Source organism: Streptomyces kunmingensis, assembly GCF_039533535.1.
Lineage (GTDB): Bacteria > Actinomycetota > Actinomycetes > Streptomycetales > Streptomycetaceae > Streptomyces > Streptomyces kunmingensis.
Map to the genome: position 1 here is coordinate 21,411 of NZ_BAAATS010000018.1, position 13,002 is coordinate 34,412.

The window sequence follows — 13,002 nt, forward strand, 5'->3', positions numbered from 1 at the left end:
CGCTGATGACGGGCCGTACCCCGGGGCGGTCGCGATACCGAAGGCGACATCGTCGTGGTTGCTCACGCGGCTCCCCGCGCCCCCAAAAACCCTGCGTCCGCGGCCCGGTAGGTCTCAGAACCCCGCCGGCTCCGTATAAACCCCCCACTCCTCGCGAAGCACCCCGCAGATCTCCCCCAGCGTCGCCTCCGCACGGACCGCGTCGAGCATCGGGCCGATCATGTTGGAGCCGTCCCGGGCCGCGGCGAGCATCGTGTCGAGCGCGGAGCGGACCGCCGCGTCGTCGCGGGACGCCTTGCGGTCGGCCAGGGCGCGGACCTGATCGCGCTCCACCTCGTGGCTGACCCGCAGGATCTCCAGGTCGCCGGTGACGGAGCCGTGGTGGACGTTGACGCCCACGACCCGCTTGTCGCCCTTCTCCAGGGACTTCTGGTACTGGAACGCGGACTCGGCGATCTCGCCGGTGAACCAGCCGTCCTCGATCCCGCGCAGGATCCCGGAGGTGATCGGGCCGATGGGGTGCTGCCCGTCGGGGTGGGCCCGCAGCCCGCGCTCCTTGATCTGGTCGAAGATCTTCTCGGCGTCGGCCTCGATCCGGTCCGTGAGCTGCTCCACATACCAGGCACCGCCCAGCGGGTCCGCGACGTTCGCGACGCCCGTCTCCTCCATCAGCACCTGCTGCGTGCGCAGCGCGATCTCCGCGGCCTGCTCGCTCGGCAGCGCGAGCGTCTCGTCGAGGGCGTTCGTGTGCAGGGAGTTGGTGCCGCCGAGCACAGCGGCGAGTGCCTCGACGGCGGTCCGTACGACGTTGTTGTAGGGCTGCTGGGCCGTCAGGGAGACGCCGGCGGTCTGGGTATGGAAGCGCAGCCACTGCGCCTTGTCGCTCCGCGCCCCGTACACGTCGCGCATCCAGCGGGCCCAGATCCGCCGCGCCGCACGGAACTTGGCGATCTCCTCGAAGAAGTCGAGGTGCGCGTCGAAGAAGAAGCTGAGCCCGGGCGCGAAGACGTCCACGTCGAGGCCGCGGGTCAGGCCGAGTTCGACGTACCCGAAGCCGTCGGCCAGCGTGTACGCCAGCTCCTGCGCGGCCGTGGAGCCCGCCTCGCGGATGTGGTAGCCGGAGACCGACAGCGGCTTGTACGCCGGGATGGACTCGGCGCAGTGCTCCATCAGGTCGCCGATCAGGCGCAGATGCGGCTCGGGCTGGAAGAGCCACTCCTTCTGCGCGATGTACTCCTTGAAGATGTCGGTCTGGAGCGTGCCGTTGAGGACCGCCGGGTCGACGCCCTGCCGCTCCGCCGCGACCAGGTACATGCAGAAGACGGGGACGGCCGGGCCGCTGATCGTCATCGATGTGGTGACATCCCCGAGCGGGATGTCCTGGAACAGGACCTCCATGTCCGCGGCCGAGTCGATGGCGACGCCGCAGTGCCCGACCTCGCCGAGCGAGCGCGGGTCGTCGGAGTCGCGGCCCATGAGCGTCGGCATGTCGAAGGCGACGGAGAGCCCGCCGCCGCCCGCGGCCAGGATCATCTTGTAGCGCTCGTTGGTCTGCTCGGCGTTGCCGAACCCCGCGAACTGGCGGATGGTCCAGGTGCGGCCCCGGTAGCCGGTCGGATGGAGGCCGCGCGTGAACGGGTACTCGCCCGGCCAGCCGATCCGCTCGAAGCCCTCGTACGTGTCCCCGGGCCGGGGCCCGTAGACCGGCTCGACCGGGTCACCCGAGAGCGTGGTGAAGTCGGCGTCCCGCTTGCGGGCGGAGTCGTACCGGGCCTGCCAGCGGCGGCGGCCCTCCGCGATGGCGTCAGCGTCCATGCTTCCCATGCCACCAATTTACTAGGACGTCCTAGTAAATGTCGATGGGCAACCGCTCACACCTCGTGCGGGTGCGAGCGGTGGGGGTTATGCCTTGGCGAGCTTCGCGTCGTCGTCGGCGACCTTGGCGTCCAGCTCCGCGGAGATCTTGCGCTCCACGAAGAACGCGGCGGTCGGGATGGTGCCCGCGATGAGGACCCAGAGCTGCTTGCCGACCGGCCACTTCGCCTTGGACCCGAGGTCGAAGGCGAACACCAGGTAGAGGACGTACAGCCAGCCGTGCGCGATGGCGATGACGCGCGTGACGTCCGCGGCCCCGTCCATGCCGAGCGCGTACTTGGCGATCATGCCGAGACACAGGAGGACCAGGAGCACACCGGTCACGTAGGCCATGATCCGGTAGCGGGTCAGCACGCTCTTCTTCATGGGACGAGCGTAACCGCCCGTTTTGCGCGATCTTCAGCCGGGCCCGGGCCAGACGGAACCCGCTGCCTCACTCCTCGTCGAAGTCGTGCGCCGCCACCCGCAGCGGCCGCAGCATCGCGAAGATCTCGCCGCACTCCTCGGCGTCGTAGACCCCGAGGCCGAAGTCCATCGCCATCAGGTCGCGGGTCGCCGACTCGACGACCTCGCGGCCCTTGTCCGTGATGGTGGCCAGCGTGCCGCGGCCGTCGTTGGGGTTGGGGCGCTTGTCGACGAGGCCCGACTTCACCAGCCGGTCGACGGTGTTCGTCACGGACGTCGGGTGCACCATGAGCCGCTCGCCGATCTTCGACATGGGCAGCTCACCCTCCTTGGAAAAGGTGAGCAGCACCAGTGCCTCGTAGCGCGCGAAGGTCAGTCCGTAGGGCTTGACGACGGAGTCGACCTCGCCGAGCAGGATCTGGTGCGCGCGCATGATCGAGGTGATCGCGCCCATGGAGGGCACGGACCCCCAGCGCTGCTTCCAGAGTTCGTCGGCGCGGGCGATCGGATCGAAGGCAAGACTGAGCGGCTTCGGCACGCACCCGACCTTACCGGCCGGTCACATGCTGGTCAGCCCCGTCTCGTTCTTTGGCCGGTTGCCCCCGCCGAGAGCCTGTCTCAGCCCTCGGCGAGGTGCCGCTCCACGGTCGCCGGCTTCGACGTCAGACCGTCGGTGACGCCGGGCCTGATGTCCGCCTTCAGGACCAGCGAGACCCGAGGCGCCCGCGCTTCGACGGCCGCCACGGCGCGCTTGACGACGTCCATGACCTCGTCCCATTCACCTTCTACGGAGGTGAACATCGCGTCGGTGCGGTTCGGCAGCCCGGAGTCGCGGACCACGCGGACCGCGTCGGCCACGTACTCCCCCACGTCCTCGCCGACCCCGAGCGGGGTCACGGAGAAGGCGACGATCACGCGTTCACGATCCCTTCCTGGCGGGCGCGGGCGGCGATGGCCGCGTCGACGGCGCTCTCGGCCTCGCGCTTGAGCTTGCGCTCGGCGAAGAAGCCGCCGGTGGGCAGGACCGAGAGGACGAAGTAGAGGGCGGCCCGGCCGAACTTCCACTTCGCGCGGTTCCAGGCGTCCAGCCAGAAGATGACGTAGAGCACGAAGAGGATGCCGTGCACCGCGCCCATCACGGGCACCGCGTTGAAGTCGGTCGTCCGCTTCAGCACCGAGCAGACGAGCAGCAGGAGGAAGGAGACGGCCTCGGGCGCGGAGACTAGGCGGAGGCGTCGGAGGGCGGAGGCGGTCTTGATGTCCACGGGGCACCTTCGTCAGAAGCGGCGGGCGGGCGGTGTTGCGGGCAGTGCTGCGTGCGTCGCTCGCGTGCGTCGTCGCATGCGTCACCGCAGCGTTGATCTTGTGAACGGACGCACAAGCGTTTCTCATTGTGGCACCGTCGCGGGCGGGGCCTGTCGGCGGGCTCCCCGGGCCGGTTACCTTCGATCCGTGGCAACGTTCCGGCTCCAGGGCAGCAAGATGCTCGCCGTCGACATGACAGGCGACAGCGTCAAGGCGAAGAACGGCTCGATGGTCGCGTACGACGGCCGGATGGCGTTCAAGAAGCTGAGCGGCGGTGGTGAGGGGATACGCGGCATGGTGACGCGCCGCATCACCGGCGAACAGATGGTCGTGATGGAGGTGAAGGGGCAGGGCACCTGCTGGTTCGCCGACCGGGCCAGCGAGATCAATCTGGTGGAGCTGCGCGGCGACAAGCTCTACGTGGAGTCGAGCAATCTGCTGTGCACGGACGCGGGTCTGCGGACGGGGACCTCCTTCACCGGTATGCGCGGCGCCTCGCAGGGCAACGGGCTGTTCACCACGACCGTCGAGGGGCACGGGCAGGCCGCGCTCATGAGCGACGGCCCCGCGGTGGTGCTCCGGGTCAGCCGCGACTACCCGCTGACCGTCGACCCGGGCGCGTACGTCGCGCACCAGGGGAACCTGCGTCAGACGTTCCAGTCGGGTGTCACCTTCCGTACGTTTCTGGGGGAAGGCGGCGGCGAGGCGTTCCAGATCCGGTTCGAGGGCGACGGACTCGTCTATGTACAGCCCAGTGAGCGCAACACGATCGCGGGAGATGTGTGAGATGCCGCCTGCGAACTTCCGTGAGATCAATTCCAGGATGGTCGAGGTGACCGTCCTGCCCGGACAGCGCCTCTACAGCCAGCGCGGCGCGATGCTCGCGTACAAGGGGGACGTCTCCTTCACTCCCAACGTGCAGGGCGGGCAGGGCGGCGTGATGTCCATGCTCGGGCGGCGGGTGGCCAACGAGGCGACACCGCTGATGACCGTCGAGGGCAGCGGGACCGTGCTGTTCGGGCACGGCGGGCACCACGTACAGGTGATCACGTTGTCCGGCGACACGTTGTACGTGGAGGCGGACCGGCTGCTCGCCTTCGAGGGGACATTGCAGCAGGGCACGATGTTCATGGGCGCGCAGGGCGGCGTCATGGGCATGGTCCGCGGTCAGGTCACCGGGCAGGGGCTGTTCACGACGACGCTCAAGGGGCACGGGTCCGTGGCCGTGATGGCGCACGGCGGTGTCATCGAGGTGCCGATCACCCCCGGGCGGTCCGTGCACGTCGACCCGCAGGCGTACGTCGCCCACCACGGGGACGTACGCAACAAGCTGTCCACGGCGCTCGGCTGGCGGGACATGGTGGGCCGCGGCAGCGGCGAGGCGTTCCAGCTGGAGCTCAGCGGGAGCGGCGCGGTGTACGTCCAGGCCTCGGAGGAGAAGCTGTGAGCGGCCCTGTCGTCTTCGACCCCATGACGTTGCCCGTCGACGACAACGTCAACGCGTACACCTTCTGTGTGGAACTCAAGAGCAGTCAGTGGTTCCTGCAGAAGGGCAAGATGATCGCCTATTACGGGCGGATGGAGTTCAACGGCATCGGTCACGGCCGGCTCGACCGGCTCGTGCGCACCTCGTTCCACTCGCCGCTGCACGCGAGCGACTGGGTGGTGGCGGAGGGCAGCGGAAAGATGCTCCTCGCGGACCGGGCCTTCGACGTGAACTCGTACGACCTGGATGACGGCAATCTGACCATCCGCGCGGGCAATCTGCTCGCTTTTCAGCCAACTCTCGCGCTCAAGCAATCGATTGTGCCGGGCTTCCTGACACTCATTGGCACCGGCAAATTCGTCGCCGCCTCGAACGGGCCGGTCGTCTTCATGGAGCCGCCCGTCCGCGTAGATCCACAGGCGCTCGTCGGCTGGGCCGACTGCCCGTCGCCGTGCCATCACTACGACCACGGGTACCTGACCGGCGTGATCGGCGGTCTACGTGCGATGACGGGCGTCGGCGGGGTCTCCGGGGAGGAGCACCAGTTCGAGTTCGTGGGCGCGGGGACGGTGCTGCTCCAGTCCAGCGAGGCGCTGATGCCGGAGCCGCTGACGGGTGACGTGCCTCACCAGGCGGGCGTTCCGGGCGGCGGGACCGGTGCGGGCGCGGGTCAGCCACCCGCACCGCGTCTTCCCGGACAGCTCGGAGACCTCCAGCGTCGCTTCGGGCTGTGAGCGGTAGTCTGCGGAGTGTGACGTCGAACGCGTGACCCCTTTCTGTGCGGATCGCGGAACACTGGGGTGTGAGGCGTCACAGCCCCCACATTCGTTCGCCTTTCAACTTCTTAGGTAGAATCGATTTCATGGAGACCGAACTGGCCCCGCAGTGGCTGACCGATGAGGAACAGTGCGCCTGGCGCACCCACCTGGAGGTCAACAGACTGCTGAACTACCAGCTGGAGAAGGATCTCCAGCCCTTCGGCCTGACGATGAACGACTACGAGATCCTGGTGAACCTCTCCGAGGCCGAGGAACTCCGGATGCGGATGAGCGACCTGGCTGCGGCGACCCTGCAGTCCAAGAGCCGGCTCTCGCACCAGATCACCCGCATGGAGAACGCGGGCCTGGTGCGCCGCGAGAACTGCGAGTCGGACCGGCGCGGCCTCTACACCGTGCTCACCGACTTCGGCCTGGAGACCATGCAGAAGGTCGCCCCGCACCATGTGGCGTCCGTGCGGCAGCACTTCGTCGACCTCGTCCCGCCGGAGGACCTGGGCAACCTCAGCAAGGCGCTCACACCCATCGCCGACCACCTGCGTTCGCAGCGCGGCAAACCGTGACACCTGCGAATCCCGTGGGTCACGGAGGATCGCCGACTTCCCCCGTACCCCACCGTTTCCGAACAGTTTTCCCCAACTAGTTCACGGGCAGCCCGAGTTCGAAAAGGGCTCCGCCGGCGGACGCGGTGCGCACCGTCAGCGTGCCGCCGTGCCGCTCGGCCACATCCCGGGCGATGGCGAGGCCCAGGCCGGCCCCGCCGCCGTCCCGGGAGCGTGCGTCGTCGAGCCGTACGAACCGCTCGAAGATCCGCTCCCGCTCGCTCTCCGGTACGCCGTCCCCGTCGTCGGCGACCCGCAGGAGCACCCGGCCTCCTTCGACAGCCACCGCGACCCGTACCCCGGTACGGGCGTGCCGCTGCGCGTTGTCGACCAGATTGCCGAGCACCCGCGCCAACTGGCCCCGGGAGCCGCTCACCCGGGCGCCTCCCCCGCTCTCCACCGTGACCGGATGCCGGTCACCGGTCCGCTGCGAGAGCTCCTCGCGGACCAGCGCGGCCAGATCGACCTCGGCGCCGCCGGGTTTCTCCCCCGCGTCGAGACGGGCGAGCAGCAGCAGATCGGCTGCCAGCTCCTGGAGCCTCACGGTGTCCTCGACCGCGCCCTCGACGTCGAGCAACTCCGGGTGCGCCGCGCCGACTTCGAGCTGGGTGCGCAGACTCGCGATCGGGCTGCGCAGCTCGTGCGAGGCGTCCGCGACGAAGCGGCGCTGCCGCTCGACGGACGTCTCCAGGGCGGCGAGGGTCTCGTTCGTCGTCCGCGCGAGCCGCGCCACCTCGTCGTGGGTGTCCGGCTCCGGTACCCGGCGCGCCAGGTCCTGGGAGGCGGTGACGGCGGCCATCTCGGCGCGGATGCCCTCGACGGGCCGCAGCGCGCGCCGCGTCACCAGCCAGGTGACCCCGCCGACGACCACGAGCAGCAGCGGGAAGCCGATCAGCATGGACGTCAACGCCGTGGATACGGCGCTCTGTTCGGCCGCGCGGGGGCTGCCCGCGTACACGGTCAGCTCGCCGTACGCGGTGTCCTCCACCACGAGCGCGGCGAACCGGTAGTCGGCGCTGTCGTCGTCGATGGTCGCGCTGCCGTCGCTGTGCTCCGTGGAGTCGGAGACCTTGCCCCGACCGCCGCTGTCCTCGCCGTCGTCCGCGTCGTCGTCGGCCGTCGCCCGGACCGGTTGCACCGCGCTCGTGCCGGTCCCGCTGATCTGCCGCAGGTCCTCGGAGGCGGCCACCAGCCTCCCGTTCTCGTCGACGACCTGCACCGGCTCGTCCTCGTCGTCCAGGTCCAGGGCGTCGGGCGCGGTCCCGGTGGCCAGGGAGGTGGCGACGCGGCGCGCGCCCGAGTCGGCGGCGCTGTCCGCCTGTTCGGTGAGGTTGCCGCGCAGGGCGAGCAGCACGGCGGTGCCGGCCGCGACGAGTGCGACCGCGACGACGAGGGTGGCGGCCAGCGCCGCACGCGCTCTTACGGAGCCGAAGACCCGCCTCACCTGGGGGCCTCCAGTCGGTAGCCGGCTCCGCGCACGGTCCGGATGAGGGACGCGTCGAGTTTGCGGCGCAGGGCGCTGATGTACACCTCGACGATGTTCGGATCGCCCTCGTACGCGAAGTCCCACACGTGTTCCAGGATGTCCCCCTTGGACACGACCTCCCCGGCGCGCAGCACGAGCTGCTCCAGGACGGAGAACTCCTTCGCCGTCAGCGCGATCTCACCGCTCTCGGCGTGGGTGACGCGGCGCGCCGCGGTGTCCACCTCGTACGGCCCGACGGTGTGCACGGGCGAGGCGCTGCCCGCGCTGCCCCGGCGCCGCAGCAGCGCCTTCACGCGGGCGACGAGGACGACGTAGGAGAAGGGCTTCGTCAGGTAGTCGTCGGCGCCCGTGTCGAGCCCTTCCGCCTCGTCGTACTCGCCGTCCTTCGCGGTGAGCATCAGGATCGGCACGTCGTCGCCGGCGGCGCGCAGGGCGGCGCAGACCCGGTAGCCGTTCATGCCGGGCAGCATGATGTCGAGGATGACCAGGTCGTACGAGCCCTCGCTCGCCCGGTGCAGTCCCTCCAGGCCGTCGTGGACCACGTCGACGGCGTAGCCCTCGGCGGTGAGGCCCTTGGCCAGCGACACGGCTAGCCGCTTTTCGTCCTCGACGATCAAGAATCGAGAGGGGCGGCGCGCAGCGCCTCGGGCAGGGTGGTGGTGGGAGACGGGTGGGCGCATGTGGAAAGGGTGGCAGGTCGAACCTGAAGTCTTCTTCAGGCTTCTTCAGCGGGGCTTCAGGATCGCTCGGGCAGATTGGTTCCCGTCGCAAGAACACGACCGGAGCGCGACTCCGGACGACGATCGGGAGATCCTCATGAAGCGCCGTACCACCGCCCTCTCCGCCATCGCCGCCGTCGCCCTGCTGGGCGGGGCCGCCACCACGGTGGCCGTCGCCGACGACGGCCCGTCGGGCTCCTCGAAGGCCGCCTCGCAGTCGAGCGTGCGGGTCGAGGACGACGGCGTCAGCGACGCGCAGGAGAACGCCGACGAGGCGAAGGGCGCCAAGATCAAGGCCGAGGACGCGATCGCCGCCGCGCTGAAGCACACGTCCGGTACCGCGGCGGGCGCCGATCTCGACTCCGACGACGGCCGCCTGGTCTGGGAGGTCGACGTCATCGGCGGCGGCAACACCTGGCACCACGTCGATGTCGACCCCGGTACGGGCAAGGTGCTGAGCTCGCACGTGGAGAAGGACGACGATGACGACGGCGACGCGGCGCGTGTCGCTTCCGCGTTGAAGGGGGCTTCGACCTCAGCTCAGGATGCGGCCCGGGCCGCTGCGGACAAGGGGGTTGTGACCTCCGTCGACGCGGATGACGACGGGGTCGTCAAGGCGTGGGAGGTCGAGACGACCTCTTCCAACGGTAAGCAGCAGGACTGGCGGGTCGACCTCCGGTCGGGGTCTGTGACCGTGGATCACTCGGCTGATGACGAGGGTGACGACGGCGACGACGACTGAGGCTCACCGACCGGAGTGCGGGTCACGGGGCTCTGCCCCGGGCCCCGCTCCTCAAGCGCCGGAGGGGCTGGTTTTTGCCCGGCCCGAAATGCCGCGGCCAGGCCCGCCAGTAGCGGGGCCGTCGCCGCTGCCGCGAAGCACAGGGGCAGCGGGGCGTGGCTCACCAGGAGGCCCATGCCCGCCGTGCCGCCCGAACTGCCCGCGTTGACCGCCGTGTTGACCCAGGCGCCCGCCTGTGTGCGCAGGCCCGGGTCCACCGCGTCGTCCGCGATGAGGTAGGCGGTTGTCAGGGCGGGCGCGACGAAGAGGCCGACGCAGGCCGCCGCCGCCGCGAGGGTGAGCAGGCCGGGGGCGAGAGCCGCGGCGCCCAGGGCCGCCGCGAGTCCGAACGTCAGCAGGGTCAGCCGGGTGCGGGCGGGGAGGCGCCAGTCGACGGCGCCGTTGACGAGTCCGCCCACGGCGCTGCCCGCGGAGAGGGCCGCGAGGACCCAGGCGGCCGCGTCGGCCCGCCCGCGGTCCTCGGCGAAGGCCAGCACGAGCAGATCGGCCGCGCCGAGCGCGAGGCCGACCCCGAGCGTCGCGATGACGGGCCGCGCGATCCGGCCCACGACCCGCGCCCGCTCCTGGCACTGCCGGCCCGCGGGAGCCACCGCCCCCACCATCGGCGAGGCCACGAACACCAGGGTCCCCACGGCGACGAGCCCGGCGCTCAGGGCGACACCGAACGCGGCGGGCGCGAACAGCACGAGCACGCCCACGATCAGCGGCCCGGAGACGAACAGCAGCTCCTCCGCGACTCCGTCGAGACTGTAGGCGCGCTGCAACAGCCGCCGGTCGGGCAGGAGTTGGGACCACACCGTACGCATCGCCGGGCCGAGCGGCGGCGTCGCGGCCCCCGCGCACAGGGCCAGTGCGACGAGCAACCAGCCGGGCGCCCCTGGCCGCCAGGTCACGGCGGCGAGCACGCCGAGCAGGGCGGCGTACCCGAGGGCCATCGGGGTCAGCGCGCGGCGCGGCCCGTACCGGTCGATGAACCGGGCGCGCAACGGTGACAGGAAGACGCTGGCGGCGCCGAACACCGCCATGACGGTGCCCGCGACGGCGTAGGAGCCGGTGGCGGCCTTGACCGCGAGCATCAGGGAGAGGGAGACGGTCCCGTACGACAGTCGCCCGACAAGGGCGGAGCCGAAGGTGCGCAGGGCATACGGGGTCCGCAGTACAGCGGCGTACATGATGGATCTCCTCCGGGCATGCGTGAGAACTCAACGGGGCGTCTACGCACCGGAGTTCTATGCACGGAGGAAGGTCATGCCGGGCAATGTAGCAGGGGCTCAGGAGCAACAGAAGGCCACAGAAGGAATCAGTGGCGCTCAGTTCCCGGTGAGGCCCTCGACCAGCTCGTCCGCGGCCCGGTACGGATCGAGCTCGCCGGCCACGATCCGCTCGGCCAGTGCCCCGAGCCGGCGGTCGCCGGACAGGTCGCCGATCCGCTCGCGCAGCGCGGTCACCGCGATCGTCTCGACCTCACGGGCGGCGCGGGCGGCCCGGCGCTCGGCCAGCACGCCGCGCTCCTCCGTCCACGCGCGGTGCTTCTCCAGCGCCTCGACGACCTCGTCGATGCCCTCGCCGCGCGCCGCGACGGTCTTCACGATCGGCGGGCGCCAGTCGCCGGGGGCCCGTGCCTCGCCGAGGCCGAGCATGTGGTTCAACTCGCGGGCGGTGGCGTCGGCGCCGTCCCGGTCGGCCTTGTTGACCACGTAGACGTCGCCGATCTCCAGGATTCCGGCCTTGGCGGCCTGGATCCCGTCACCCATTCCGGGGGCGAGGAGCACGACGCTCGTATCGGCCTGGGAGGCGATCTCCACCTCGGACTGGCCGACGCCCACGGTCTCGACCAGGACGACGTCGCAGCCGGCCGCGTCCAGGACGCGGATCGCCTGGGGCGCGGCCCACGCGAGGCCGCCGAGGTGGCCGCGGGTGGCCATCGAGCGGATGTAGACGCCGGGGTCGGAGGCGTGGTCCGACATCCGCACCCGGTCGCCGAGGAGCGCGCCGCCGCTGAACGGCGAGGACGGGTCGACGGCCAGTACGCCGACCCGCTTGCCGACCCGCCGGTACGCGCTGACCAGCGCCGACGTCGATGTGGACTTGCCGACGCCGGGCGAGCCGGTGAGCCCGACCACGTATGCGTTCCCGGTCAGCGGCGCGAGTGCGGCCATGACTTCACGCAGCTGCGGGGACGCCCCCTCCACCAGGGAGATCAGCCGGGCCACGGCACGCGGCCTGCCCTCTCTCGCCTGGGCGACCAGCGTGGGGACGTCCTGCATCACAGCTCCGTTCACTCAAGCCCGTACAGACAAAAAACGGTTACGCCTTGGGCACGCGCACGACGAGCGCGTCGCCCTGGCCGCCGCCGCCGCACAGGGCGGCCGCGCCGACACCGCCGCCGCGCCGCTTCAGCTCGAGGGCGAGGTGCAGCACGATGCGCGCGCCGGACATGCCGATCGGGTGACCGAGCGCGATCGCGCCGCCGTTGACGTTCACCTTTTCCGAGGAGACGCCGAGGTCCTTCATCGACTGCACCGCGACGGCCGCGAACGCCTCGTTGATCTCGATCAGGTCAAGATCCGCGACCTCCAGGCCCTCCTTCTTCAGGGCGTGCCGGATCGCGTTCGACGGCTGGGACTGCAGCGAGTTGTCCGGGCCCGCCACGTTCCCGTGCGCGCCGATCTCGGCGATCCACTCCAGGCCCAGCTCCTGCGCCTTGGCCTTGCTCATCACGACCACGGCGGCGGCGCCGTCCGAGATCTGCGACGACGTGCCGGCGGTGATCGTGCCGTCCTTGGCGAAGGCGGGGCGCAGCTTGCCGAGGGACTCCGCCGTCGTCTCGGCGCGGATGCCCTCGTCCTTGCTGAACAGGACCGGGTCGCCCTTGCGCTGCGGGATCTCGACGGGCGTGATCTCGGCCTCGTACACGCCGTTCTTCTGCGCGGCGGCGGCCCGCTGGTGGGAGAGGGCGGCGACCTCGTCCTGCTCGGGGCGCGCGATGCCGAGGCGGGTGTTGTGCTTCTCCGTCGAGGCGCCCATGGGGATGTTCTCGAAGGAGTCCGTCAGCCCGTCGTGCGCCATCGCGTCGAGCATCTCGACGGCGCCGTACTTGTAGCCCTCGCGGGACTTCGGGAGCAGGTGCGGCGCGTTCGTCATGGACTCCTGGCCGCCGGCGACCACGACGTCGAACTCGCCCGCGCGGATGAGCTGGTCGGCGAGCGCGATCGCGTCGAGGCCCGACAGGCACACCTTGTTGATCGTGAGCGCCGGGACGTTCATCGGGATGCCCGCCTTGACGGCGGCCTGGCGTGCCGGGATCTGCCCTGCCCCGGCCTGCAGCACCTGACCCATGATCACGTACTGCACCTGGTCGCCACCGATACCCGCACGGTCGAGGGCGGCCTTGATCGCGAATCCTCCGAGATCGGCCCCGGAGAAGGACTTGAGCGAGCCGAGGAGACGGCCCATGGGCGTTCGCGCGCCCGCGACGATCACTGAGGTGGTACCGGTCGTTCCAGACATGAGGCACGGCCCCTTGAGGGAGGAGGAGTGAACGAG

The 13,002-nt window shown here is 70.5% G+C and carries 15 protein-coding genes; 5 read left to right on the forward strand and 10 right to left on the reverse strand.

Features of this window, described 5'->3' with window-relative positions; translation table 11 throughout:
- Positions 1 to 114 precede the first annotated feature (114 nt).
- From icmA to ABD366_RS21725, 5 genes are all read right to left on the reverse strand, one after another.
- Entirely contained in the window at positions 115 to 1,815 is a 1,701-nt protein-coding gene (gene icmA, locus ABD366_RS21705) for a coenzyme B12-dependent isobutyryl-CoA mutase large subunit (RefSeq protein ID WP_324766403.1), read from the reverse strand.
- A gap of 87 nt (positions 1,816 to 1,902) precedes the next feature.
- Positions 1,903 to 2,241 carry a DUF3817 domain-containing protein gene (locus tag ABD366_RS21710; RefSeq protein ID WP_324766313.1) on the reverse strand — a complete coding sequence of 113 codons (339 nt, stop codon included), beginning with the start codon at positions 2,239 to 2,241 and terminating at the stop codon, positions 1,903 to 1,905.
- 67 nt (positions 2,242 to 2,308) lie between these two features.
- The gene (locus ABD366_RS21715; RefSeq protein ID WP_324766314.1) at positions 2,309 to 2,818 is read right to left on the reverse strand and encodes a MarR family winged helix-turn-helix transcriptional regulator; all 510 of its coding nucleotides are present in this window, start codon (positions 2,816 to 2,818) and stop codon (positions 2,309 to 2,311) included.
- 80 nt (positions 2,819 to 2,898) lie between these two features.
- Positions 2,899 to 3,195: an MTH1187 family thiamine-binding protein gene (locus ABD366_RS21720; protein WP_324766315.1), complete on the reverse strand. Its 297-nt coding sequence runs from the start codon at positions 3,193 to 3,195 to the stop codon at positions 2,899 to 2,901.
- Entirely contained in the window at positions 3,192 to 3,545 is a 354-nt protein-coding gene (locus ABD366_RS21725; protein ID WP_324766316.1) for a DUF3817 domain-containing protein, read from the reverse strand. The genes ABD366_RS21720 and ABD366_RS21725 overlap by 4 nt, the downstream gene beginning before the upstream one ends.
- Before the next feature lie 187 nt (positions 3,546 to 3,732).
- Here ABD366_RS21725 and ABD366_RS21730 point away from each other — a divergent pair, with 187 nt between their 5' ends.
- The 4 genes from ABD366_RS21730 (at position 3,733) to ABD366_RS21745 (ending at position 6,410) form a co-directional block, all read left to right on the forward strand.
- Positions 3,733 to 4,371 carry an AIM24 family protein gene (locus ABD366_RS21730; protein WP_324766317.1) on the forward strand — a complete coding sequence of 213 codons (639 nt, stop codon included), beginning with the start codon at positions 3,733 to 3,735 and terminating at the stop codon, positions 4,369 to 4,371.
- Positions 4,364 to 5,032, forward strand: coding sequence for an AIM24 family protein (locus ABD366_RS21735; RefSeq protein ID WP_411293613.1), 669 nt, complete (start codon positions 4,364 to 4,366; stop codon positions 5,030 to 5,032). The genes ABD366_RS21730 and ABD366_RS21735 overlap by 8 nt, the downstream gene beginning before the upstream one ends.
- A gap of 23 nt (positions 5,033 to 5,055) precedes the next feature.
- Positions 5,056 to 5,805: an AIM24 family protein gene (locus tag ABD366_RS21740; RefSeq protein ID WP_324766404.1), complete on the forward strand. Its 750-nt coding sequence runs from the start codon at positions 5,056 to 5,058 to the stop codon at positions 5,803 to 5,805.
- A 128-nt stretch (positions 5,806 to 5,933) separates the two neighbouring features.
- Complete coding sequence (locus ABD366_RS21745) at positions 5,934 to 6,410, forward strand: MarR family winged helix-turn-helix transcriptional regulator (protein ID WP_324766319.1); 477 nt, start codon at positions 5,934 to 5,936, stop codon at positions 6,408 to 6,410.
- A gap of 76 nt (positions 6,411 to 6,486) precedes the next feature.
- Here the strand turns inward: ABD366_RS21745 and ABD366_RS21750 are convergent, their stop codons facing one another.
- Positions 6,487 to 7,893, reverse strand: coding sequence for a sensor histidine kinase (locus tag ABD366_RS21750; RefSeq protein WP_324766320.1), 1,407 nt, complete (start codon positions 7,891 to 7,893; stop codon positions 6,487 to 6,489).
- The gene (locus tag ABD366_RS21755) at positions 7,890 to 8,615 is read right to left on the reverse strand and encodes a response regulator transcription factor (RefSeq protein WP_411293614.1); all 726 of its coding nucleotides are present in this window, start codon (positions 8,613 to 8,615) and stop codon (positions 7,890 to 7,892) included. Before ABD366_RS21755 ends, ABD366_RS21750 begins: the two co-directional genes overlap by 4 nt.
- Before the next feature lie 136 nt (positions 8,616 to 8,751).
- Here ABD366_RS21755 and ABD366_RS21760 point away from each other — a divergent pair, with 136 nt between their 5' ends.
- On the forward strand, positions 8,752 to 9,396 hold the full coding sequence (locus tag ABD366_RS21760; RefSeq protein ID WP_324766322.1) for a PepSY domain-containing protein: 645 nt from the start codon (positions 8,752 to 8,754) through the stop codon (positions 9,394 to 9,396).
- Here the strand turns inward: ABD366_RS21760 and ABD366_RS21765 are convergent.
- The 3 genes from ABD366_RS21765 to ABD366_RS21775 form a co-directional block, all read right to left on the reverse strand.
- Positions 9,354 to 10,628 (reverse strand): MFS transporter, encoded by a 1,275-nt coding sequence (locus ABD366_RS21765; RefSeq protein WP_324766323.1) that lies wholly within the window; start codon positions 10,626 to 10,628, stop codon positions 9,354 to 9,356. The two genes, ABD366_RS21760 and ABD366_RS21765, sit on opposite strands and share 43 nt — an antisense overlap.
- A gap of 138 nt (positions 10,629 to 10,766) precedes the next feature.
- Positions 10,767 to 11,723 (reverse strand): methylmalonyl Co-A mutase-associated GTPase MeaB, encoded by a 957-nt coding sequence (gene meaB / locus ABD366_RS21770; RefSeq protein WP_324766324.1) that lies wholly within the window; start codon positions 11,721 to 11,723, stop codon positions 10,767 to 10,769.
- A 40-nt stretch (positions 11,724 to 11,763) separates the two neighbouring features.
- A complete protein-coding gene (locus ABD366_RS21775) occupies positions 11,764 to 12,966 on the reverse strand; it encodes an acetyl-CoA C-acetyltransferase (RefSeq protein ID WP_324766325.1) in 1,203 nt (400 codons plus the stop codon).
- Positions 12,967 to 13,002: the final 36 nt, after the last annotated feature.

Bases quoted from the DNA above. Each gene is read 5' to 3' on its own strand.
- icmA (WP_324766403.1), bottom strand. From the start codon at position 1,815: ATGGACGCTGACGCCATCGCGGAGGGCCGCCGCCGCTGGCAGGCCCGG.
- ABD366_RS21710 (WP_324766313.1), bottom strand. From the start codon at position 2,241: ATGAAGAAGAGCGTGCTGACCCGCTACCGGATCATGGCCTACGTGACC.
- ABD366_RS21735 (WP_411293613.1), top strand. From the start codon at position 4,364: ATGTGTGAGATGCCGCCTGCGAACTTCCGTGAGATCAATTCCAGGATG.
- ABD366_RS21740 (WP_324766404.1), top strand. From the start codon at position 5,056: ATGACGTTGCCCGTCGACGACAACGTCAACGCGTACACCTTCTGTGTG.
- ABD366_RS21745 (WP_324766319.1), top strand. From the start codon at position 5,934: ATGGAGACCGAACTGGCCCCGCAGTGGCTGACCGATGAGGAACAGTGC.
- ABD366_RS21755 (WP_411293614.1), bottom strand. From the start codon at position 8,615: ATGCGCCCACCCGTCTCCCACCACCACCCTGCCCGAGGCGCTGCGCGC.
- ABD366_RS21760 (WP_324766322.1), top strand. From the start codon at position 8,752: ATGAAGCGCCGTACCACCGCCCTCTCCGCCATCGCCGCCGTCGCCCTG.
- ABD366_RS21765 (WP_324766323.1), bottom strand. From the start codon at position 10,628: ATGTACGCCGCTGTACTGCGGACCCCGTATGCCCTGCGCACCTTCGGC.
- meaB (WP_324766324.1), bottom strand. From the start codon at position 11,723: ATGCAGGACGTCCCCACGCTGGTCGCCCAGGCGAGAGAGGGCAGGCCG.
- ABD366_RS21775 (WP_324766325.1), bottom strand. From the start codon at position 12,966: ATGTCTGGAACGACCGGTACCACCTCAGTGATCGTCGCGGGCGCGCGA.